Source organism: Bacillus sp. 220_BSPC, assembly GCF_001054655.1.
GTDB classification, from domain to species: domain Bacteria; phylum Bacillota; class Bacilli; order Bacillales; family DSM-1321; genus Peribacillus; species Peribacillus frigoritolerans.
The window spans coordinates 25,643-46,827 of the sequence record NZ_JVPL01000189.1 but is presented as its reverse complement, the minus strand read 5'-3'; the positions used below and the strand labels follow the sequence as shown (position 1 = coordinate 46,827).

The 21,185-nt window shown below is 41.9% G+C and carries 16 protein-coding genes and 1 pseudogene; 10 read left to right on the top strand and 7 right to left on the bottom strand.

Going from position 1 to position 21,185, the window contains the following annotated elements; translation table 11 throughout:
- Positions 1-9 precede the first annotated feature (9 nt).
- Entirely contained in the window at positions 10-1,335 is a 1,326-nt protein-coding gene (locus ADA55_RS14565) for an aspartate aminotransferase family protein (protein WP_048685056.1), read from the bottom strand.
- Positions 1,336-1,717: 382 nt separating this feature from the next.
- Between ADA55_RS14565 and rpoN the strand changes: the two genes are divergently transcribed.
- Positions 1,718-3,073, top strand: coding sequence for an RNA polymerase factor sigma-54 (gene rpoN, locus ADA55_RS14560; RefSeq protein WP_048685054.1), 1,356 nt, complete (start codon positions 1,718-1,720; stop codon positions 3,071-3,073).
- Positions 3,074-3,192: 119 nt separating this feature from the next.
- Here rpoN and bluB read toward each other — a convergent pair whose 3' ends face one another.
- The 3 genes from bluB to dacB form a co-directional block, all read right to left on the bottom strand.
- Positions 3,193-3,834: a 5,6-dimethylbenzimidazole synthase gene (gene bluB / locus ADA55_RS14555; RefSeq protein ID WP_048685051.1), complete on the bottom strand. Its 642-nt coding sequence runs from the start codon at positions 3,832-3,834 to the stop codon at positions 3,193-3,195.
- Between the two features lie 91 nt (positions 3,835-3,925).
- A complete protein-coding gene (locus ADA55_RS14550; RefSeq protein ID WP_048685048.1) occupies positions 3,926-4,537 on the bottom strand; it encodes a uridine kinase family protein in 612 nt (203 codons plus the stop codon).
- Between the two features lie 464 nt (positions 4,538-5,001).
- Complete coding sequence (gene dacB, locus ADA55_RS14545) at positions 5,002-6,423, bottom strand: D-alanyl-D-alanine carboxypeptidase/D-alanyl-D-alanine endopeptidase (protein WP_082162857.1); 1,422 nt, start codon at positions 6,421-6,423, stop codon at positions 5,002-5,004.
- A gap of 304 nt (positions 6,424-6,727) precedes the next feature.
- On the opposite strand from dacB, the gene ADA55_RS14540 reads away from it, so the two are divergent.
- From ADA55_RS14540 to ADA55_RS31385, 4 genes and pseudogenes are all read left to right on the top strand, one after another.
- Complete coding sequence (locus tag ADA55_RS14540) at positions 6,728-7,222, top strand: PH domain-containing protein (RefSeq protein ID WP_034305830.1); 495 nt, start codon at positions 6,728-6,730, stop codon at positions 7,220-7,222.
- Positions 7,222-8,688 carry a PH domain-containing protein gene (locus ADA55_RS14535; RefSeq protein WP_048685042.1) on the top strand — a complete coding sequence of 489 codons (1,467 nt, stop codon included), beginning with the start codon at positions 7,222-7,224 and terminating at the stop codon, positions 8,686-8,688. The genes ADA55_RS14540 and ADA55_RS14535 overlap by 1 nt, the downstream gene beginning before the upstream one ends.
- A 199-nt stretch (positions 8,689-8,887) precedes the next feature.
- Positions 8,888-9,910 (top strand): annotated as a pseudogene (locus ADA55_RS31390) (cache domain-containing protein); the annotation flags it as partial.
- A gap of 24 nt (positions 9,911-9,934) precedes the next feature.
- A complete protein-coding gene (locus tag ADA55_RS31385; protein ID WP_414629830.1) occupies positions 9,935-10,882 on the top strand; it encodes a methyl-accepting chemotaxis protein in 948 nt (315 codons plus the stop codon).
- 51 nt (positions 10,883-10,933) lie between these two features.
- Here the strand turns inward: ADA55_RS31385 and ADA55_RS14525 are convergent, their stop codons facing one another.
- A complete protein-coding gene (locus ADA55_RS14525) occupies positions 10,934-11,440 on the bottom strand; it encodes a general stress protein (RefSeq protein WP_048685038.1) in 507 nt (168 codons plus the stop codon).
- 163 nt (positions 11,441-11,603) lie between these two features.
- On the opposite strand from ADA55_RS14525, the gene ADA55_RS14520 reads away from it, so the two are divergent.
- From ADA55_RS14520 to ADA55_RS14500, 5 genes are all read left to right on the top strand, one after another.
- Complete coding sequence (locus tag ADA55_RS14520; RefSeq protein WP_048685036.1) at positions 11,604-12,668, top strand: M20 family metallopeptidase; 1,065 nt, start codon at positions 11,604-11,606, stop codon at positions 12,666-12,668.
- 645 nt (positions 12,669-13,313) lie between these two features.
- Positions 13,314-13,871 (top strand): 3D domain-containing protein, encoded by a 558-nt coding sequence (locus ADA55_RS14515; RefSeq protein WP_048685034.1) that lies wholly within the window; start codon positions 13,314-13,316, stop codon positions 13,869-13,871.
- Positions 13,872-14,018: 147 nt separating this feature from the next.
- Positions 14,019-14,939 carry a 2-dehydropantoate 2-reductase gene (locus tag ADA55_RS14510; RefSeq protein WP_309247756.1) on the top strand — a complete coding sequence of 307 codons (921 nt, stop codon included), beginning with the start codon at positions 14,019-14,021 and terminating at the stop codon, positions 14,937-14,939.
- Positions 14,940-15,158: 219 nt separating this feature from the next.
- A complete protein-coding gene (locus tag ADA55_RS14505) occupies positions 15,159-16,427 on the top strand; it encodes a dicarboxylate/amino acid:cation symporter (protein WP_048685030.1) in 1,269 nt (422 codons plus the stop codon).
- Positions 16,428-16,635: 208 nt separating this feature from the next.
- A complete protein-coding gene (locus tag ADA55_RS14500) occupies positions 16,636-18,054 on the top strand; it encodes an NAD-dependent succinate-semialdehyde dehydrogenase (RefSeq protein ID WP_048685027.1) in 1,419 nt (472 codons plus the stop codon).
- Between the two features lie 41 nt (positions 18,055-18,095).
- Here the strand turns inward: ADA55_RS14500 and ADA55_RS14495 are convergent, their stop codons facing one another.
- On the bottom strand, positions 18,096-19,202 hold the full coding sequence (locus tag ADA55_RS14495) for an AI-2E family transporter (protein WP_034305852.1): 1,107 nt from the start codon (positions 19,200-19,202) through the stop codon (positions 18,096-18,098).
- Positions 19,203-19,597: 395 nt separating this feature from the next.
- On the bottom strand, positions 19,598-21,124 hold the full coding sequence (locus ADA55_RS14490; protein WP_048685023.1) for an acetyl-CoA hydrolase/transferase family protein: 1,527 nt from the start codon (positions 21,122-21,124) through the stop codon (positions 19,598-19,600).
- Positions 21,125-21,185 lie beyond the last annotated feature (61 nt).

Here is a 21,185-nt window from a genome sequence, read left to right as displayed (position 1 = left end):
TTTCACCTCTTATAAAATTTCTTTTTCGACTGCAGTAAATGTCTCATCAAGGATTTCAATCATTCTTTCGACTTCTGCTTTAGTAATGATTAAAGGCGGTGCGAATACGAGTGTATCTTGATCAAACGTAACTGAACGGCAAATCAAACCATTCTTCGCAGCTTCGGCAACAAGTCTTGGAGCAAGCTGTGTCTCAAAGCCTTCACCTGTTTGTTTGTCCTTTACGATGGAGATGCCTCCAATTAGTCCAAGTGCCCTCACATCACCAACAATCGGATGTTTGCTTTGGAGCTTCTTAAATCCGGCAAGCAACTCTTCACCACGCTGTTTCGAGTTTTCTATAAGGTTTTCACGTTCAATTATTTCAATATTTTTCAAAGCAACCGCACATGCCATCGGATGGCCACTGTATGTGTAGCCGTGTAAAAGCGTACCTTTTGATAGGGCAATGAAATCCTGATGCATCTTATCATTCAGGACGACCCCGCCTAACTGTGCATATCCACTCGTCACACCTTTTGCAAAGCACATCATATCAGGCACAACACCAAAGTGTTCAATCCCAAAATAAGTCCCTGTTCTTCCGAAACCTGTAATGACTTCATCCGTCACCATCAAAATGCCGTATTCATCACAAATTTCCCTTACTTCCTTAAAATAGCCTTCAGGAGGAAGGTTCACGCCACCGGCCCCTTGAATCGGTTCAGCGATAAATGCCGCAATCGTTTCCGGTCCTTCCTGTTCTATGACCTTACGCAACTCCTCGATGGAGGAACCGTCCACATGATAAAAATCAGGTGCGATTGAATTCGTGAAATCCCGGAACGGCTTCAGGCCAGTCGCACTTGTAGCTCCCATTGCCACTCCATGATAGGATTTCGAGCGGGAAATGATTTTTTGACGATTAGGCTGCCCTTTCAAAAGCCAGTAATGACGAGCAAGTTTGATCGCTGTATCATTCGACTCCGATCCACCTGAAGTGAAGAAAACTGCATTCAAATCCCCAGGCGCGATGGATGCGATTTTGGCCGCCAAACGGATTGCCGGCTCATTGCTGAAAGTGGCGAAACTTGATGTGAAAGCTAATTTGGCCATTTGTTCCTTCGCGACTTCAGCCATCTCTTCTTGTCCATGTCCAATATTCACATTCCAAAGTGAAGCCATGCCATCAATGACAGTCCTGCCCGTGACATCCGTAAGATATATTCCCTTTCCTTCCTTAAAGATGAAACTTGGACCATCTGCCTGCTGTTGTTCGATTGCAGTAGTCGGATGAATAAAATGCTTTTTATCCAAATCGATTAATTCCTGAATACTCGTAGTCTCTTTAATCATGTAAAAAACACCCTTCTCATGTAATGGATTTTTTCAAGCTAGTTTATTTTTATATTTATAGATGTAGCAAGAAGCATGCCAAATTATATGAGCCTTATATTAAAGGTATTCAAGTTAAAATGATTCATATATAAATCAATAGAAGCACGTGTTGATTCACATATAAATCATTTGATTCACATTCGAATCAATCAACTCCCATTCATTAGATTAACTACTGAATGACAAGCATTTTTTCGAATCCCCCTCTTCATTTCTATTTGATGTTACAAAACCTGACACATAATGTTGAATTTTCGGAAGATTTGTATTATTATCATGTTAATATTTTTTCATTAATTTTGAGCCGCTATGTTAATCTAAATGAAAGAAGTTGATATATATGCAGGTAGGATTTGAACTGTACCAAAAACAAACCTTGAAGTTGTCATTAACCCCTGAATTACAGCAATCGATCAATATCCTTCAATATTCCACCCATGAACTGATAGATTTCCTGAACCGGCAGGCTTACGAAAATCCCGTTCTCGAAATTAGCTTTAAAGAACCCCTCGCATCACTAAGTATTCATACTAAAATAAATTCTCAGATACGTGGTTCTTCCTCTAAAAGTAAAGGTTTCAACGGAGACAATGATTACAACCCTATCAACAATCATTCAGTCAGCACAGAAACACTTGAAAGGCATTTACTGGAACAATTGAGTTTACTAAGTTCATTGAATGCATTTGAAAAGAAGATTCTCCAATTTTTGATTGGAAACTTAAATGATTATGGATTTCTAGAATTGGATGTCCATTGGACTGCTTCGCATTTTTCCGTACCCGTGGAAGAAATCGAAAATATGATTCAAATATTGCAATCCCTTGACCCAATTGGAGTCGGTGCTAAAGATCTGACCGATTGTTTACTCATTCAGCTGCGTGAGCATGAGAATCACAATGAATTGGCGTATAAGATCGTTAAAAAGCACTTAGAAGATTTAGCAGAAAAACGCTACAGGAAAATTGCCGCCCTTCACCAAGTGACCGTTCAGGAAGTACAAGAGGCCTCGGATTTCATCCGTACGTTAAACCCGCGTCCTGTCAGTCACTTTTCCGATGATATGACTCATTACATCGTTCCGGACGTTTACGTGGAAAAAGATAAAGAAGGTTTTCTGATAACGGTCAACGATAGCTGTAAACCTAAACTTTCCATCAATCCTTACTACAAGAACCACGTCGCCATCCATTCTGTAAATCCAGCTAAAGATTATATAAAAGGGCACATAAATGATGCCCAATTACTGTTAAAAGGGCTCGAACAAAGGCAAATGACGCTTTACAAAGTGACCGCGTCAATCGTAGAGGAGCAGCATGAGTTTTTCATGAAGGGAATTACGGGATTAAAACCTATGACACTGAAGGACATTTCGGAAAAACTTCAGCTTCATGAATCAACGATCAGCAGGGCGACGAGCAATAAATATATCCAGACGCCGCATGGCCTCTTTAAACTAAGGAACTTCTTTACTAGAGGGTTACACCGCGTGAACAGCCCAGCAACCGAATCATCGACCACCATCAAAGAAAAAATAAAGGTCCTGATTGCCGATGAAGATAAAATAAAGCCTTTTTCAGATCAGAAGCTTTGTCAAATATTCGAAAATGAAGGGACGAAGATCTCCCGCCGCACTATTGCAAAATACCGTGAAGACCTCGGTATACCGGGATCTTCAAAACGGCGCAGATTTTAAAATCAAACCGAATTTTTAAAAAGACTCTTACAATGGAGTATCTATTGTAAGAGCCTTCTATATTTTCCACCCCTGAACCAGGGGCTTAATAAACAGTTTTGGAGTCATAATATATCGGTTTATTTATTCCCCCATTTATCCTCGAAAATAAGTTCATCCATCAGCCTTCTTTTTTCCCAATTGGCAAGTTCAAGAATGGGTTTATCCGGATATTGATCCGTATAGCCAATCGACAGGAGTGCAACAGGTTCTATATGCGGCGGAATCTCCAAAATATCACGAATATCATTTTTCTTGTAAAAGCTTACCCATCCCATTGCCAATCCTTCCGCATAGGCAGCCAGCCACATATTTTGAATGGCGCAGGCAGTGGATAGGATATCGGTTTCCGGAATGGAGTTCCTCCCTAAAACATGGGAGCCTCCCCGTGTCGGGTCGCATGTAACACAAATGGTATATGGTGCTTCTTTTAACCCTTCCACTTTCAAACTAAGAAACTTATTTTCTTTACCTCCTTCATAATGAATAGCGAGGGCCCTTCTTTCTTTATCCGCTGCCCATGCCAAACTGTCCTTGGTTTCCTGAGACGAAATCACGATGAAACTCCAAGGCTGCATGAATCCTACAGACGGCGCATGATGTGCAGCATCCAAAATTCTGCGGAGTATATCCTTTGAAATGGGCTTTGGTAAAAAACTCCTGATATCCCTGCGGTTATAAATGGCTTTATATACGGCAGCTTGTTCTTCATTAGTAAACATAGTTTCCCCCCTGTTTCCGGCTCCCCGGAAATTCATCTAAACATACAATATATTTTATAGGTAAACCCTTACAATTAAAATATCCTCTGGCTCAGCTCATTCCGTCCACAACAAGATCCGCTCTTTCTTGAGGCCTTTGCACACCCACATAGAGATCTTCATGAACCATCCAATTATCCTCCCACATTTGACGCGCATCTTCACCATCCCGCTCAAGGCCACGTTTCAAACGCTGATCACGGGGACATTCCACCCAAATCGTGAAATCATGGTACCCTGCCAATTCTTTACGGATAGAATACGTTCCTTCTATAATGACAAGGCCCCCAGCAGGAACTTCATGCCATTCGGCCATAGTGTCCGTTTCCCAATCATACCTTTGATATCTTGCTTCTTTCCCCTTTGTAAGCGGTTTTAGGATTTGGTTACAAACCCGTTCCCAATCATAATCCGCCCCGATAGGCTTTTGGGATGGAGACAGTTGAACCCTTTCCGATGACGGCAAATAAAAATCATCCATATGAACGGCCACGCTACCTGGACATTCTGCTTGGATACGGGCAGCGAGTGTACTTTTTCCAGATCCGCCCCGGCCATCTATGGCCAATATATAGAGTGAGCGTTTTTTGGAAATTTCGTGAATTTCAGCTATAAGACTGCTGATCGTATACTGTCCATTGAGTGTTGGAAAGTTTATAAGCATTCCCCCCTATACTACTTATTTCTATTAATCCTCCCTTAAACTCCTTCCTTGAGGGGATAATTTAAAAAAATAAGCTGAAGGTGCTGGCATTGAATAAAATCCAATTTGCCCCCAGCTTCATGTCTGTTAAAGAAACAGAGAAGGAAAGGCCCCTTTCCCTCCACTTCATGGAGAAACTGTCTACGATCAAACGGCTAGGACTTTCCATGTAACGGACTTGAAAACTTCTTGTTATAGACATATATATATCGGAGAAAGGCCTTCGAAGGTTCGAATGCCGACTTGATGCAATGTTATATAATGACCATCGATTTGAATACGCCATTCGGATCTGCGATCGAAACCTGATCGGGTCAGCAAATAAAATGGCTTATCGGCATTATGCTGCCAATTCGGACTTGCCGAAGAAAATGATTTGGCTTTTCCTCGCAGATCCTGAACTTCAACTTAGCTTTCCATGGATACTAATGGCCGCTTCCCAATAGGTTTTCCTGTTCTGCGAGCATTACGGCTATCTTATCCTGGATTGCCGTAATGCCTTTTTCTTCTACAAAATTATTAAGGATGATTGAAAATATGATTTTTTCCCCTCTTTTGGTCGTCACATAACCTGATAAGGAGCTCGTACCTGAAATTGTCCCTGTTTTCGCGCGGACATTCCCGGCTGCAAGTGTCCCTTTCATCCTCTTTCTAAGCGTACCGCCCACCATCCGATTTTCGTTGCCTGCAATCGGTAAAGCATTCAAGTAAGCAGGAAACCACGTTTTTTCCTGAATGGCATACAGCAGCTTCGTTATTTCATTCGCTGGAATCATATTGACTTGGGAAATTCCAGACCCATCACGCATCATGATCGTTTGCATATCAAGACCCATGCTCTTCAGCTGATTTCGAGCAACCTTCAAACCATCCTTCCAGCTTCCCTCCCCCTCTGCCTCTTTGCCCATTTCCTTCACCAACACCTCGGCATGGCTGTTATTGCTCAATTTCATGAAAGGAATAAGCAGCTGTGAAAGCGGCATGGACTGATGAGTGGCAATCATGTCCGCTCCTACTGGCGTTTTCCCTTTTTTCCTTTTTCCCAACACTTTAATTCCATGTTTCTTCATTGATTTTTCAAATAGGCTCAAGGCATATTCTGTGGGATCTTCCACCGAGATCCACTCTTTGGTCACCCCGGCATCTTCCGGAATGGTCCCGGTCACCGTAATGACTTGTGTGCCATGAGACCGTTCGATTTCAATTTTATTATTAGCATCTGCCAATACAGTTTTCGTTTTGTTGATGACCTTCACGTGATCGGTTTCAGGCTCCAGCTTTACCGTTGCCCTCTTTCCAACCTTTTCCCCAGGGGCTATCTCCACGATGACGGTACCGGTATCGTAATCTTCATTCGGGGAAGCAGTTAAAGCCGAAACGGCTGCACCGTAATATTCCTGTTCATCGCTCCAAACCAAGTCTTGGGAATAACGAACATCATCATACCAAGAATCGTCCCCTATAAGATCCCCATGAACGAACTTAACGTGCCTTTGCTTCAGTGAAGCTGCCAGCTCATCAAAATCCTTTTCCAATAATGTGGGATCCCCTTTTCCCTTCAGGTATACATTGCCCTGCAGAACTTGGCCAACCTGCACTCCTTTTATGTATAGTTCCGTTTGAAAAGCATGATCTTCCCCTAAAGTTTCCAACGCAGCTGCTGCTGTCAAAAGCTTAAGATTCGAAGCAGGCCGCAATCTCGTTTGCGATCCCCGTTCATAAATCATTTCCCCCGTTTCAGCTGAACGGATGGAAATTCCCGTCAACGCCCCAGCCAATCCTGGCGATTGCTCCAATATTCGTTGAATTTCCTGCCCTAGGTTTCCATCATCATTCGCAGCCTGCATCGATTCTCCATTAAAAAAACAAATCAAAAACAGGAAGAATATAAAACTCAACTTCCTTTTATACGTCAAACCTATCACTCCCACTCTAGAAACTCACCACTTCTATCTTGTCCATTATTCGGTCATATAAAAAGAAAAGATCCACTAGAAAACTCCTTATTTATACATACTCGGGAAACTGCAGGATTATTCGCCCGCCACTCCATGGTATGCGGCTGCATAATTTCTATACATATACCTTTAATAGGGAACTTTTTTGCAAGATAATCCGTATAAGTATAAAGACATAGTAAGGAGTGAATATATGTATTCCAAGATACAGCCACCAACGAAGAAAATATCCAAAGAATCAGTGAAGGTGTGGCGGATGACTGAAGCCATTACCAATCTCATTATCCTCGCCGTCCTTGGCATCCTATTATTTGTTGATGATTATTTCACTTGGAAAGAATGGATTGGATGGATTTTAAACGGACTTATCGTATTATCTTTTTTCCATGCTATCTGGTCCATCTTCATTGAACCGATACTTTTGCAAAAGTATTGGCGTTACGACGTGAACGAAGAATTCATTCAAACAAAACGTGGAGCCTGGAGTGAAACGCATGAACTCATTCCGATGACGAAGGTTCAATCCGTCAAATTGAACCAAGGACCGTTTTTGCGAAAATACAACCTTTATTCCCTAAGCATCGGAACAATGGGCGACTCTCATGACATACCAGCCATCCCCGAGAAAGAGGCGTATGAATTACGAGATAAAATTGCCCATTTCGCAAAAATTAAGGAAGTGGATTAATGATGGAAGAACACGCAAAACGATTACACCCTATCAAAATCCCTTTCGAATTTTGGAAATTGCTGAAAGGAAATGTATTTTTCATAATCATGCTTTATGTCCTGAATTTCGGTTCTGAAAAGATGTATATGAAGGTACTCCAAATCGGCTTTCTAGTTTATTTGGTTTGGAAAGTCATTTCTGTCATCCTTAAATGGTATACATACAAATACCAAATCAAAGAAGGTACCTTATACATTACTTCAGGGCTTGTCTCGAAATCGTATCGAACTGTCCCGCTTCATAAGGTTCAGAATGTCCAGCAACGCACGACGTTATTTCATAAGATTTTCAGATTGACCTCTTTAACATTCGAAACGGGGATGACTGGTGATCAGGGTAGCGTACCTTTCGAGATGATTTCCCGAAAAGAGGCCGAACGGCTTGAGGGGGAATATGCTTCAAAACAGGAAATTCCGGTTAATGATATTCCCGAAGAACGAATTGCTGAGGATATGGAACCAGCCATTGAAAAAACGATCCATTTCACTCCAAGCAAACATGATGTGCTGAAAGCTTCCTTTACATCACTCAGTTTCCTGGCTCTTATCCCGATATTGGCTACGTTATATAATACACTCGATGATTTTATCGATTTGGAGAACGCCGAAGGGTTTCTTGCCAAGTTATTGGATACATGGTGGATCATTACCATCGTTATTGCAGGCCTCATATGTGTCGCCGTTGCCTTCGGAATCGTTTCCACATTCGTTAGATATGGAAAATATGAAATTTCATCCGATCACGAGCGCATATATATCAAGAAAGGTGTACTGGACGAATCTGCTTTTTCCATTCGGAAAGAAAAGGTACAAGCAGTCGAAATCACCCAAACAATCATTAAAAGAGTGCTGGGGTTGGCAGAAGTGAAACTGATCAGTGCAGGAAGCACCGGTGATGAAGAGCTGGAAACGAACACCCTCTATCCTTTTTTATCAATTGAACGGGCATATGGGATGGTAGAAGAGATTTTACCCGCTTACAAAGTGGAACGATCAATGAGGTCACTATCGAAACAGGCCTTCAAAATCCGAATGCTGCGGCCCAGCTTTTTCTGGATTCTCACAACATTGGCGATTTATTATTTCAAACCCTCCCTATGGTATATCTCGCTGATTCTACTCGTCCTCATTTATATATTGAGAATAATGGATTACAAAAATAGCCGTTACTTGTTAAATGATGAGTTCATTCAGTTCAAATCCGGAAGTTTGGAAACATCACTATTCATTACCAAAAGAAGCAAGGTCATTCAAATTGAGGTGGAACGTTCGAAGCTGCAAAAGCTTTTCGGGCTTGCCACAATTGAAACGATCAACCGCTCCAAGCCTGTACACCATACAAAGCTCCAAGATGTATCCGTTGAATATGCAGACGAATTTTACACATGGTATATGGACAGGACAAAAAATATCCAATTCGAATAGTATTCAATGAATGAAAGAGTTGACCATGGCAGTCAGCTCTTTTTTTATCCACTATATTCCACCCCCTTCCCACCTTTGCACTTCACGACAAAATTAATATTGGAATTTTCTAACTTGTCCCTTCAAAAAAAGCGAAAGAAGACCGAAATATCAAATAGAAGTCAAAATTAATTAGAAGTATATAAGGAGAATTTTAAAGATGAAAAGACTGACAGACTGGTATTTTAATTCGCTAAAAAAACAAATATTGATTCCCTTTTTAGCTTTGATCATGATAAGCGGAATGGCCATTTCCTACATGAGCTATAAAAATAGTATCGAGTTGACGACCCAGGAAATTACCGGATCGACGGAAGAACAAGTCAAGTCAATGAACGATTCTTTCGAGACCTTCTTTCAAAAAACGGAAAACCAATTGGATAGATTCAGTAAATATCCTATTATGATTTCTTATGATAAGAACCTCGAATCCATAATGGATGAATTTTCTTATACGCAAACCAGTAACTCTGAAATAAATGGTATATATCTCGGCACAGAGAAGGATGGAAAAGCACTTATATTCCCAGAAACTGAATTGCCGGCTGACTACGACCCACGACAGAGGGATTGGTATCAATCCGCATTAAAACAAAAAAACAAGACCATTTGGACGGAACCTTATACTGATCAGGCTACGAATGAACTTGTCATTACGGCAGCAAAAGCCATATATGATGATCGTGATGAATTAATAGGCGTGCTAGGTGTCGACATCTCCATCGATACAGTGATCACGATGGTCAATCAAACGAAATTCGGCGAAACGGGCTATACGGTTTTGCTGGATCAGAAAGGGTCATTCGTTACACATCCAGACAAGGAAAAAATTCAACAGGATATATCAAAGGAAAATATTTTCAAAAAAATGAAAGGTGAATCCGGATCAATGATCGAGGAATTTGAAGGGCAAAGCCGAATCGTCGGATACGCCACAAATCCTACCACCGGATGGAGAATAGCAGGGGTAATGGAGGAAAATGAAGTGAAAGTCCGGGCAAGCCCGATGATAATCGATAATGTCATCACACTATTGATTGTCTTTACCGTCACTGCACTATCTGCCATCTTCATCACCCGTTCTTTAACGAATCCCATTAAAAAGCTGCAGGAATCCATACGGAAAATGGCTGACGGCGATTTCACCTCCTGGAATTCCATTTCCAGAAAAGATGAGATTGGCCAACTTGCAGAAGACACCAGCTTAATGACCAGGAATATGAGTCATATGTTAGGGGTTGTCAACAACCTTTCCGATAAAGTATCGGATTCCTCCATGACGCTAGTGGCCAGTGCCGATGAAAATTCGGCGGCAGCTAACGAAGTGGCCATGACGATGGAACAAATAGCAGCCGGTGCCATAGACCAAATCGAAGTCGGGCACAATAACGAAATGGCCGTAAAGCTATTGGCTGACAAAATCAATGATCTTGAGGCGCAAACGGGAAAAATGGCCACGGAATCCGAAAATATGTTCAAGGCTTCCGAAAACGGAATCACTCAAGTACAAGGCCTGAAACAACAATTCAATGAAACGTCCCAGATATCCAATAAGATGAGCACGGCAGTCAAATCATTGGATGCACGATCCAATGATATCAGTGCGATCGTAAAAACCATAAGCGGGATTGCAGGACAAACGAATTTACTCGCCCTGAATGCTGCCATCGAAGCAGCGAGGGCTGGTGAACACGGAAAAGGGTTTGCAGTTGTTGCCGATGAAGTGAAGAAATTGGCCGAACAAACGGAAAAATCACTGAAAGAAATCTCCGAAATCATTCAAGCCATGCAAACAGATACAACCAATACCGTTCTTTTGATTGATCAAGTCAATCAAAAAATCCATCTTCAGGATACTTCTGTAACGGATACGGAAAATGCTTTCAGTCACATTGCATCCATCATCACGACCACATTCAGCAATTTTGACGAAATAAAAGAAATGATGAACGATATGGTAAACGAGGTCACACGGATGGCGGGCAATGCAGAAAAATTAAATTCAATCAGTCAGGAAACTGCGGCAGGAACTGAAGAAGTATCAACTTCCGCAGAACAAACGAATGCTTCCATGGAACAATTAAATGCCCTGGCTAGTGAATTGGATGCCCTATCCCAGGAAATGCACAAAGAAATAAAGAAATTCACATTCTAATCAAAAAAAAGGACGGCCCCCTAAGGGATCCGTCCTTTTTAAAATGACGACTTATAGAGTTCTTCTGCCATTCGTCAGCGTTTCATCGGTTTCGGTTATTCCCGAGTAAGAAGAACTGGATTTTCTAGCATCCGAATCGACTAACACAAGCAATTTGCCGCTCTTTACATCCGCTTCATAACGATTCGCTTCGTCTTCAGGTATGCCCATTCCGATTAATGTACCGGCCAATCCTCCTGTTCCAGCGCCTACAGCCGCTCCGGCTAATGTTGCAGCAAGCGGTCCTGCAGCCAGTACCGGCCCGATTCCCGGAATCGCCAACGCACCCACACCTGCCAATAATCCGGCAGCACCGCCCAAAATACCGCCAGTCGCCGCACCAGCTGCGAGCCCCTCTTCAACTTTTGTACCCGTTTCTTCATTCACTGCATTTAATTCTTCTTTATCTTTAGCTACCACTGAAATATCTTCACGATTATACCCTTGGGCCTGTAATGACTCAACAGCCTTTATGGCTTCTTCTCCAGTTTCATATACACCAATTATACGTTTATCCATATCTATCATCCTCCTTAAAGAATGTAAATTGTCGCTCCCCCTTTACATACCCCAGGGGATGAAAGTGCTAAACGTTATTTAACAGGAAAATATTTTCGAGTTAACCCTTATTCAGAAAGGGTATATATAATAGTAGTATGCATATTTTTAGGAGGTTTTCTTTTTGCTCATCGAGTTACTTAAAGATTTAGTATCTATCGACAGTTCATCGAAAGAAGGAGCCAACCAAGCGGTAGATTACTGTGCGGACTGGCTTAAAGATCAAGGACTTACCGTGAATGTGATTGTAAATAACGGTTATAAAATGCTTGTTAGCGAGATTGGCAGCGGAGATAAAACCCTAATTTGGAATGGCCATGTCGATGTTGTCAGCGGTACGCCGGATCAATTCTTCCCTGAGGTTCATGAAGGAAATTTATATGGACGCGGAACAGCCGATATGAAAGCTGGAGTTGCAGGGATGATGTGTGCATTTACCGAACTGAAAGATAAGGACTTAGGTTTAAAAATCCAGCTACAGATCGTATCGGATGAAGAGATTGGCGGGTTGAACTGTTCCGGATATTTAGCGAAACATGGTTATCGGGGGGACTTTGTAATCTGTGCTGAACCGACGCAACTGGGAATCGGACTCCAGGCAAAGGGTGCCCTTCGTCTCGATATTGAAGTATCCGGCAAATCTGCACACGGAAGCCGTCCATGGGAAGGCGTGAATGCAATTGAAAAGGCCTATGATCTCTATCAAAAAATAAAGGAACTTCCTTTCACCCGGGATCATACTCCCCTTTACTCTTCCCCTTCACTTAACCTAGCAAAAATAAAAGGCGGGGATGTCTATAATAAGGTACCGGATGCTTGTTTGCTAAGTCTTGATATTCGCTATCTTCCTACGCAAACAATGGAAGAAATCATTGCTCAGATCGAAAGTGTGACAGGAAATAATGTTCACCTTAATATGTACAGTAAACCTGTAAAAACCGAAGAATCAGACCCATTCATCACTTTGCTCCGACCGATTATCGAAAGAAACACCAAGCAAGATGCTGTCATTTTTGGACAACATGGCTCTGCAGATACCGTCTTTTTTGCGGCATATGATATCCCAGCGATTGAATTCGGACCAAAAGGCGAGAACTGGCATGGAGATAGGGAATGCGTCAATCTTGAATCAGTAGCAGTCTACCAAAAAATGCTGGTCGATTTCGCTTCTGAATTTATTTTACATTAATCCAAATCATGAAAAAAGCCGGCATCATATAGACAAAAGGAAGTCTATCTACATTTTAAAAACAAAGTTGATTGAAACGAAAGGTGCGAGACTCCTGCGGGAAAAGCGCGTCCAAGGGAGACCCCACAGGCGCAAAGGCGCCGAGGAGGCTCCCGGACCGCCCGCGGAAAGCGAGTGCCTGGAGTGGAAATCAATGTTCGAATTTTAACAAGCTCTCAAAAAAACTTAGACAAACTCGATTTTCATCGATTTTGTCTAAGTTTGAGCCGGCATCACATAGATGTCGGCTTTTTTCATGTTCCGAATATCCTCTCCCACTAAAATAAACAGCATTCAATCGTCTATTATTACGTTGTTTTTTTACAAAATATACAGGACTTTAAAACCAGGGATTTCACATCCATATATTACCTCATTAAACAGGATACGCCATTACATCAACACTATTTAACAAAAATACGCTTATACTGACATAATAAATAATATATTCACATTTAACAGATAAGTACTTTTGACCTAGTTTATATTACATTTATTTATCAAGGGAAACCTTTTTGTAACACAATTACTATTCCACCGAAACATTATTGTCATAAAGACCTGTTATTCTAAGTCTACGATTTAAAACAAAGGAGACTATTCATTTTGAAAAAAATACTACTTCCACTATTCACTGCTTTCTTTTTGGTATTTAGTTTTTCCGGAGTTTCATCGGCTGCTACTACTACATACAAAGTTAAAAGCGGCGACACACTATGGGGTATCGCCAATAAACATAATATAACAGTCAATCAACTCAAAAGTTGGAACAACCTGAAAAAAGATAACATCCATCCAAAACAAGTTTTAAAGGTCAAGAAAACATCGACCTCTGCTAAAGCTAAAGCAAAAACAACATCATCATCCAAGAAATATAAAACGATCACGGTGAAGGCAACAGCTTACACTGCGAACTGCAAAGGCTGCAGCGGGATTACAGCATCTGGTCTTAACTTAAAGAAAAACCCTAACGTAAAAGCCATCTCGGTCGACCCTAAGGTCATTCCACTAGGAACAAAAGTTCATGTAGAAGGATACGGGGATGCCATTGCGGCAGATAAAGGCGGCGCAATCAAAGGAAATAAAATTGACGTCTTCTACTCTTCTCACTCAAAAGCTATCAATTGGGGCAGAAAAACCGTTAAAGTAAAAATCTATAAATAATGATAAGCACCAGCCTGAAAGTTTTCAGGCTGGTCTTTTGTTTTTCCCATTCTTACAAACATCTAAACAACCAGTTGACCTTCAAACGGAAATATTTACTGAAATTTCAGTCAATGTTATGATTAGTACATCTTAATCAAAAGAGAGGTGTGCGCTTTGAATATTGTCATTATAGGGGCCGGGGCACTCGGCTCCTACTTTGGGGGCAGGTTGCAGCAGGCCGGACAGGATGTTCAATACCTTGTCCGAAAAAACCGCGCCGAACAATTGAAGGAAAACGGGATCAGCATAACCAGCCCACATGGAAACTACCAATTCAACGACCTTCATATCACAGAGAATGTAAATGATATCGAAAAGGTCGACCTCGTGATTCTCGCCGTAAAAGGCCAGCATCTGCAAGGCACTCTTACAGATTTAAAGGTCCTTGTTGAAAAGGGCGCAAAGGTCCTCCCGCTTTTGAATGGATTGGAGCATATATCCATTTTACAGGAGGCGCTGGGCGATGAAGCCGTTTTGGGAGGAAGTGCCTTCATCATCGCCACCCTTGATGAAAAAGGTCATGTCATTCACTCCAATGAAAATCACGATTTAATCTATGGCACGCTTCATCCGTCACAAAAAAAGATTTGTGATGAATTCGAACAGGCGGCGGGATCAGCTATCATGAAGGTAAGCAGAACGGAAAACATATTGATCAGGATGTGGATCAAATACATGTTCATCACCGCATTTTCCGGTGTGACAACAGCATCGAACCTCCCTATCGGCACGATACGGAGATACCCGGAAACCAATGGATTGCTAGAAAAGGTCCTTGTTGAAATGAAGGAGCTTGCAAATGCTTATGACGTCGGAATTACTGTGGAGAATATTGCTCAAGCGTTGGAAAACATGGCAGGCTTACCTGATGAATCCACCTCTTCGATGCATCAGGACCGCCGGAAGGGCCTAACCCTCGAAGTGGAACATTTACAGGGCGGTGCACTGCGCCTAGCCGACAAGGTCGGTTTGAAACTTCCTGTGATTGGAACCCTATATGCACTAATAAAACCATTTGAAAATTGATTTTCGCCAATACCGGTGCTCCACCGGTATTTTTTTACGGCTTAGTAATCTCTCTATATCCTAATCTTCACTTTTAATTCCTCTTCAGTTATTCAAAATCCCCAAGACCAAAAAGAACAAAAAGAAAACAATATCACCAAAAGAATAATCTGATTCTTTCTTCTGTTACACTATTATCAAGTTAAGAAAGCGCTATCATATAACAAAGGAGAATGCCCCTTGAAAATATTAAAAAATTTAACAGTTCAGGTCATCATCGGTATCATTCTGGGTATAGCAGTCGGTTTCTTCTTCCCTGCTTTCGGTGAACAACTGAAGATATTGGCTGATTTATTTATTAAAATGATTAAAATGGTCATCGCACCAATCATCTTCTTAACCGTCGTAATCGGAATTGGCGGTATGGGTGATATGAAAAAGGTTGGCCGCATCGGCGGTAAGGCCCTGCTTTATTTTGAAATCGTCACCACTTTCGCACTTGCCATCGGAATCATCGTGGTCAATCTGCTGGGACCTGGTAAAGGCTTTAACATCGATTCAGTCGAGGGCGGAGATGTATCACAATATACGACAGCCGCTTCCGAAACGGAACATGGCGCCGTTGCTTTCATTTCTAATATCATTCCTGATAATGCCGTTGCCGCACTGGCTGGCGGAGACTTACTCCCTATTCTATTCTTTGCCGTATTATTCGGATTATCAATGGCGGCAATGGGACCGAGAGTGCAGCCAGTCGTTTCTTTCTTTCAGCATATTGCCGACATTTTCTTCGGCATCGTCGGTATGATCATGAAAGTTTCTCCATTGGCCGCATTTGGAGCAATGGCTTATACAATCGGTAAGTTTGGCCTTGGTTCTTTAACCTCGTTAGGACAATTAATGGGCAGTGTTTATATCACAATGGCACTTTTCATCGTTCTTATCCTTGGCTCGATTGCAAAAATGTATGGCTTTAATATTTTCAAGTTCATTGCCTATATAAAAGAAGAGATCCTCTTAGTTTTAGGAACTTCTTCATCGGAATCCGCCCTGCCAAGCGTGATGAAAAAACTCGAAAAATACGGTTGCTCAAAATCGGTAGTCGGTTTGGTTGTCCCAACCGGTTATTCTTTCAACCTTGATGGCACATCCATCTACTTATCCATGGCAGCGATTTTCATCGCCCAAGCCTATGGTGTCGATTTAAGCATCTGGCAGGAGTTGACCCTTCTAGGAATCTTGATGTTAACATCCAAAGGTGCTGCCGGTGTAACGGGATCCGGGTTCATCACACTTGCTGCAACATTAGCTGCCTTCCCAATGATTCCAGTTGAAGGAATGGCATTACTGCTTGGGGTCGACCGCTTCATGTCAGAAGCACGCGCCATCACCAATCTAATCGGTAACAGTGTCGCTACAGTGGTCATTTCTAAATCAGAAGGTGAATTCAATCCAAACCAAGCCATCTCAGGTGATATGAGTGAAGTGGCTGTCTCATCGGAAAAATAATTGAACCTTGAATGAAGAGGTGTGCAACTTGCACCTCTTTTTTGTGTATTTCTCCCTTTCTAGCAATGAAAGCCATTTTTCTATAAATAGCCAATCAAATAAATTTCAGAATCACTGAAAAGTGTTTATACTTTTATGTAACAGGTAAAAGTATAAAGTTTAAAGTTTTAGTAGTTTGATGGATTTAACCAAATTAGGAGGTTTTATCATGAAGGATTACGGATTATTTATTAACGGTGAGTGGTCGGATTTTGGATTGGATAAAATTGAAGTGAGAAACCCGGCAACGGATGAAGTCGTTGCCACCGTACCTAAAGGCGGTGCAACTGAAGCGGCGAAGGCTGCAGATGCCGCATATGAAGCCTTTACGGGCTGGGCTGCACTCTCAGTCTACGAACGCGCTGAACTAATTTGGAAGTGGCATCGATTGATTGATGATCATAAAGAAGAACTGGCAAAAATCATGACTGAAGAGCAAGGAAAGCCCCTTAAAGAAGCTCTTGGTGAAATGACATATGCCAATGGCTTTTTATCTTGGTTTGCCGAAGAAGGAAAAAGGGTATACGGCGAAACGATTCCTGCTTCCGTGTCCAATAAGCGGCTTTTTGTGACTAAACAGCCTGTCGGAGTTGTAGCTGTCATTACGCCTTGGAACTTTCCTGCAGCCATGATTACAAGAAAAGTGGCACCAGCGCTTGCCGTCGGCTGCACAGTCGTCATTAAACCGGCAAACCTTACTCCCATAACAGCTTTAAAAATGGCTGAATTAGCTGAAGAAGCCGGCATTCCAAAAGGAGTCATCAACGTCGTGACAGGAAAATCCTCAGAAATCGGCGAAACTTGGCTTCAAGATACGAGGGTTCGTAAATTGACGTTTACCGGTTCTACAGAAGTCGGCAAAACCCTGATGAGGGGCTCAGCAGACACGGTAAAGAAAATCTCGCTTGAACTCGGAGGTCACGCACCAGCAATCGTTCTTGAGGATGCCGACCTTAATAAAGCGGTTGATGGCATCATCAGTTCAAAATTCCGTAACGCAGGACAAACATGCGTCTGTTCAAATCGCATTTATGTCCACGAAGCCATTCAAGAGGCCTTCATCGAAAAGCTCGTTGCCAAGGTCAAGGAACTAAAGGTAGGAAATGGACTGGAAGATGGCGTCGATATCGGTCCGCTTATCGATCAAAATGCAGTGGATAAGGTTCAAAAACAAATTGATGAAGCAATCAGCAGCGGCGCTAAGCTCGAAGCTGGCGGCAAATCAATAAGCGGCCTTTTTCTTGAACCGACCGTATTGTCCAACATTGATGACAGCATGCTCTGCATGAAGGAAGAAACATTTGGTCCACTAGCTCCCATTGCCTCCTTTAAGACTGATGAAGAGGCAATCAAGAGGGCAAATGACTCCATCTTCGGTTTGGCAGCTTACGTCTTCACTGAAAACATCACAAAGGGCATCAAATTCACCGAGGCACTTGAATTCGGTATTGTTGGCTTGAACGATGGACTTCCTTCCGTTCCGCAAGCTCCATTTGGCGGATTCAAGCAAAGCGGACTCGGCCGTGAAGGCGGACACCAGGGCATCGAAGAATTCTTGGAAGTAAAATATATTTCCTTAGGCTTGTGACCAGAAAACGGGCCCGACTCAATTGAGTCGGGCCCGTTTTTTCATTCCAATATATCTTCTTCAAGCTTTTCCTCTTTTCGGATCCTGATGAATTTAACGATATTCAATACTATCGTTTTAACAACCGAGTAGGTCGGAACGGCCAAAATCATGCCGATGATACCGGCAATGTTTCCGGCCACGAGCAATAGGATGATGATGGTCAGCGGATGTGTGTTCAATTTTTTCCCGATGACTAGCGGTGAAATGAAATTACCATCCAATTGCTGAATGACCGTTACCACCAGAATGACCAATAATGCCTCTGTCGGTGAATGAATCAATGCCACAATGACAGCAGGAGCGGCTCCGATAAACGGGCCTACATATGGAATGATATTGGTTACAGCACCAATCAGCGCGAATAAGAACGCGTAAGGCAAACCAATGATCAAATACCCGATGAACGTTCCGATCCCGACAAACATGCAAACAAGAATCTGCCCTTGTATGTATGTAGTAAGCGTCCCGCCAGTTTCCTGAAGTACTGTTAAAGCTGGTTTTCTATAGCGAACCGGTACGAATTTCATAATGGCGGCCGGAAGCTTATCTCCATCCTTCAACATATAAAACAGGATGAAAGGAACCGTTACGACCACTAAAGTAATATTCGTCACCACGCTGAAAACGGAAGTTAAACTGTTCGTTATATTACTAGGTAAGTTGGTCAAATATTTTTGCAGCGAATCCCCTACTTCTTGCAGAGGTACATAATCTTGTTCCACCGTCCATAAAAACCATTTTGACTCCGCAGAATCTTCAATGAACTTCCTTGTTTGATTGAAATAATCCGGAAGGTTATTGATTAAGTCCGTAACCTGTTTGGAAAGTGACGGGCCAACCAGACCGACCAGTAAACTAATCAACCCAAGGAAAAATACGTAAAGCAATAAAATCGCCAATCCCCTTGGCATTCTCCTTTTAACGAGGAAATCAACGGTAGGGTTGAACAAAAAGTAGAGAAAACCCGAAATCAAGATTGGAAAGAACAATGTAGATGTAAAAATGACTATTGGTTCAAAAAGAAAAGAAATCTTTGTACCAACATAAAAAAGTAAAGACAATAGTAATAACTCTAACGTCCAAAAATGCAGTTTTTGCTTGAACAAATTATCTCCTCCACTATAAGCAATTCTATATAACTCCCTATTTCTAAGGAAACAACATCATGAATGTGAAAAATTCTATGTATGATAATCTTTCATTGTTAGCAGTTTACCATATTTCTATAACTTGAATGAATAATTATATACAAAAATAAAAGAAAAAAGCCTAAAGATACAGTTCCCTATCCATTTGATGGTTAAGCATCATTTTACACTTTAAAATCTGTTATTTGTCGCAGAAAAAAGAATCAATAGGAAACACCATACAAATTACTTAGGAGAAATAATCTATTTACCTTTCAATATTCCATTGATGTGACGAAAGATTCATTGGTTTTCACCTATACCGGACACGGACCCAAATAAAAAACCCCGCTGAATGGGCGGGGTTTTGAGTCTTATTTTTGATCTTGAAGAACCGCTTCAAGCATCGTACCGTTTTTAGCTAGGTTCGTATGCCATGAAAATGCTTTTTCAAGTATGTGCGGAGTTTGATGCCCGCCCGTTTGCGCAACAGCTTCAGTGAAGTATGCACGAAGCTGTGGACGGTAGTCAGGATGAGCACAGTTTTCTATGATTAACTCTACGCGCTCTTTTGGTGCCAAGCCACGTAAATCAGCGATCCCTTGCTCTGTCACTAATACATCCACATCATGTTCAGTATGATCCACATGAGAAACGAAAGGAACGATACTGGAAATTTTGCCGCCTTTTGCATATGATTTCGTTACGAAAATGCCTAGGCGTGAGTTACGGGCAAAATCTCCTGATCCGCCAATTCCATTCATCATTCTTGTCCCAGAAACATGTGTCGAGTTTACATTACCATAGATATCACACTCTAAAGCTGTATTGATTGAAATCAAGCCCAAACGACGGATGATTTCAGGATGGTTAGATATTTCTTGTGGACGAAGAACCAGTTTATCACGGTATTTTTCAAGCTCACCGTAAACTTGTTTCCCTTTTTCTTCAGCTAATGTAATCGAACACCCTGAAGCGAATTTAACCTTTCCAGCATCGATTAAATCAAATACCGCATCTTGCAGCACTTCTGAATAAACTTCCAAATCCTTGAATTCGGAATCAAGGAAGCCAGCGAATACTGCATTTGCCACTGAACCTACACCCGACTGAAGCGGAGCAAGGCTTTCAGTTAAACGGCCAGCCTTGATTTCTCCACGAAGGAAGTTAATGAGGTGGTTGGCGATTGTTGCAGTTTCTTCATCCGGCGGCACGATTGTGGAAGGTGCATCAAGATCTGTAGAAACGACGATTCCCATTACTTTTTCAGGATCAACCGCAATGCCGATCGATCCAAGGCGATCACTTGCTTTAGTCATAGGAATCGGTTCGCGTTCCCCTTGTTTAGCCGGTGTATATATATCATGCATCCCTTCCAATCCTTCTGGATGGGATACGTTCAATTCAATGATCACATGTTTAGCTTCTTGAACGAATATGGCTGAGTTGCCTACAGAAGTTGTCGGGATGATCAATCCATCTTCCGTAATCGCCAATGCTTCGATGATTGCAAAATCTATCGGTCCGACAATGCCTTGACGAACTTGTTCAGCTGTATGAGACAAATGCTGATCCACATAAGTTACTTCATCAGCATTGATTTTATTGCGAATGCCTTTATCCGCTTGGAACGGCAAACGTTTATTTATGATACCTGCTTCCGCCATATGTTGGTCGACTTCCGGTCCTAATGAGGCACCAGTATAAACGTCAACTTTGAATTTTTCAGTTTTAGCTCTTTCAACTAGAGCCATCGGAATAACTTTAGCATCACCAGCACGGGTAAATCCACTCATTCCGAGTTTCATCCCATCTTTAATCCATGAAGCTGCTTCTTCCGCTGTAACTACTTTCCCCTTAAATTGTTCGTTGCGAATTTTTTTGAAAACGCTTTCGTTCATACAAAAGACCCCCATTTTTCGCTTTTCTTACACTTAATTTTACCAATCCTGTGTAATCGTC

What these genes read in the sequence shown, in the direction of transcription:
- ADA55_RS14535 (WP_048685042.1), top strand. Translation starts at nt 7,222, where the DNA reads ATGATGGAAGAACACGCAAAACGATTACACCCTATCAAAATCCCTTTC.
- ADA55_RS14550 (WP_048685048.1), bottom strand. Translation starts at nt 4,537, where the DNA reads ATGCTTATAAACTTTCCAACACTCAATGGACAGTATACGATCAGCAGT.
- dacB (WP_082162857.1), bottom strand. Translation starts at nt 6,423, where the DNA reads ATGCAGGCTGCGAATGATGATGGAAACCTAGGGCAGGAAATTCAACGA.
- rpoN (WP_048685054.1), top strand. Translation starts at nt 1,718, where the DNA reads ATGCAGGTAGGATTTGAACTGTACCAAAAACAAACCTTGAAGTTGTCA.
- ADA55_RS14565 (WP_048685056.1), bottom strand. Translation starts at nt 1,335, where the DNA reads ATGATTAAAGAGACTACGAGTATTCAGGAATTAATCGATTTGGATAAA.
- ADA55_RS14490 (WP_048685023.1), bottom strand. Translation starts at nt 21,124, where the DNA reads ATGAACGAAAGCGTTTTCAAAAAAATTCGCAACGAACAATTTAAGGGG.
- bluB (WP_048685051.1), bottom strand. Translation starts at nt 3,834, where the DNA reads ATGTTTACTAATGAAGAACAAGCTGCCGTATATAAAGCCATTTATAAC.
- ADA55_RS14500 (WP_048685027.1), top strand. Translation starts at nt 16,636, where the DNA reads ATGAAGGATTACGGATTATTTATTAACGGTGAGTGGTCGGATTTTGGA.
- ADA55_RS14525 (WP_048685038.1), bottom strand. Translation starts at nt 11,440, where the DNA reads ATGGATAAACGTATAATTGGTGTATATGAAACTGGAGAAGAAGCCATA.
- ADA55_RS31385 (WP_414629830.1), top strand. Translation starts at nt 9,935, where the DNA reads ATGACCAGGAATATGAGTCATATGTTAGGGGTTGTCAACAACCTTTCC.
- ADA55_RS14540 (WP_034305830.1), top strand. Translation starts at nt 6,728, where the DNA reads ATGTATTCCAAGATACAGCCACCAACGAAGAAAATATCCAAAGAATCA.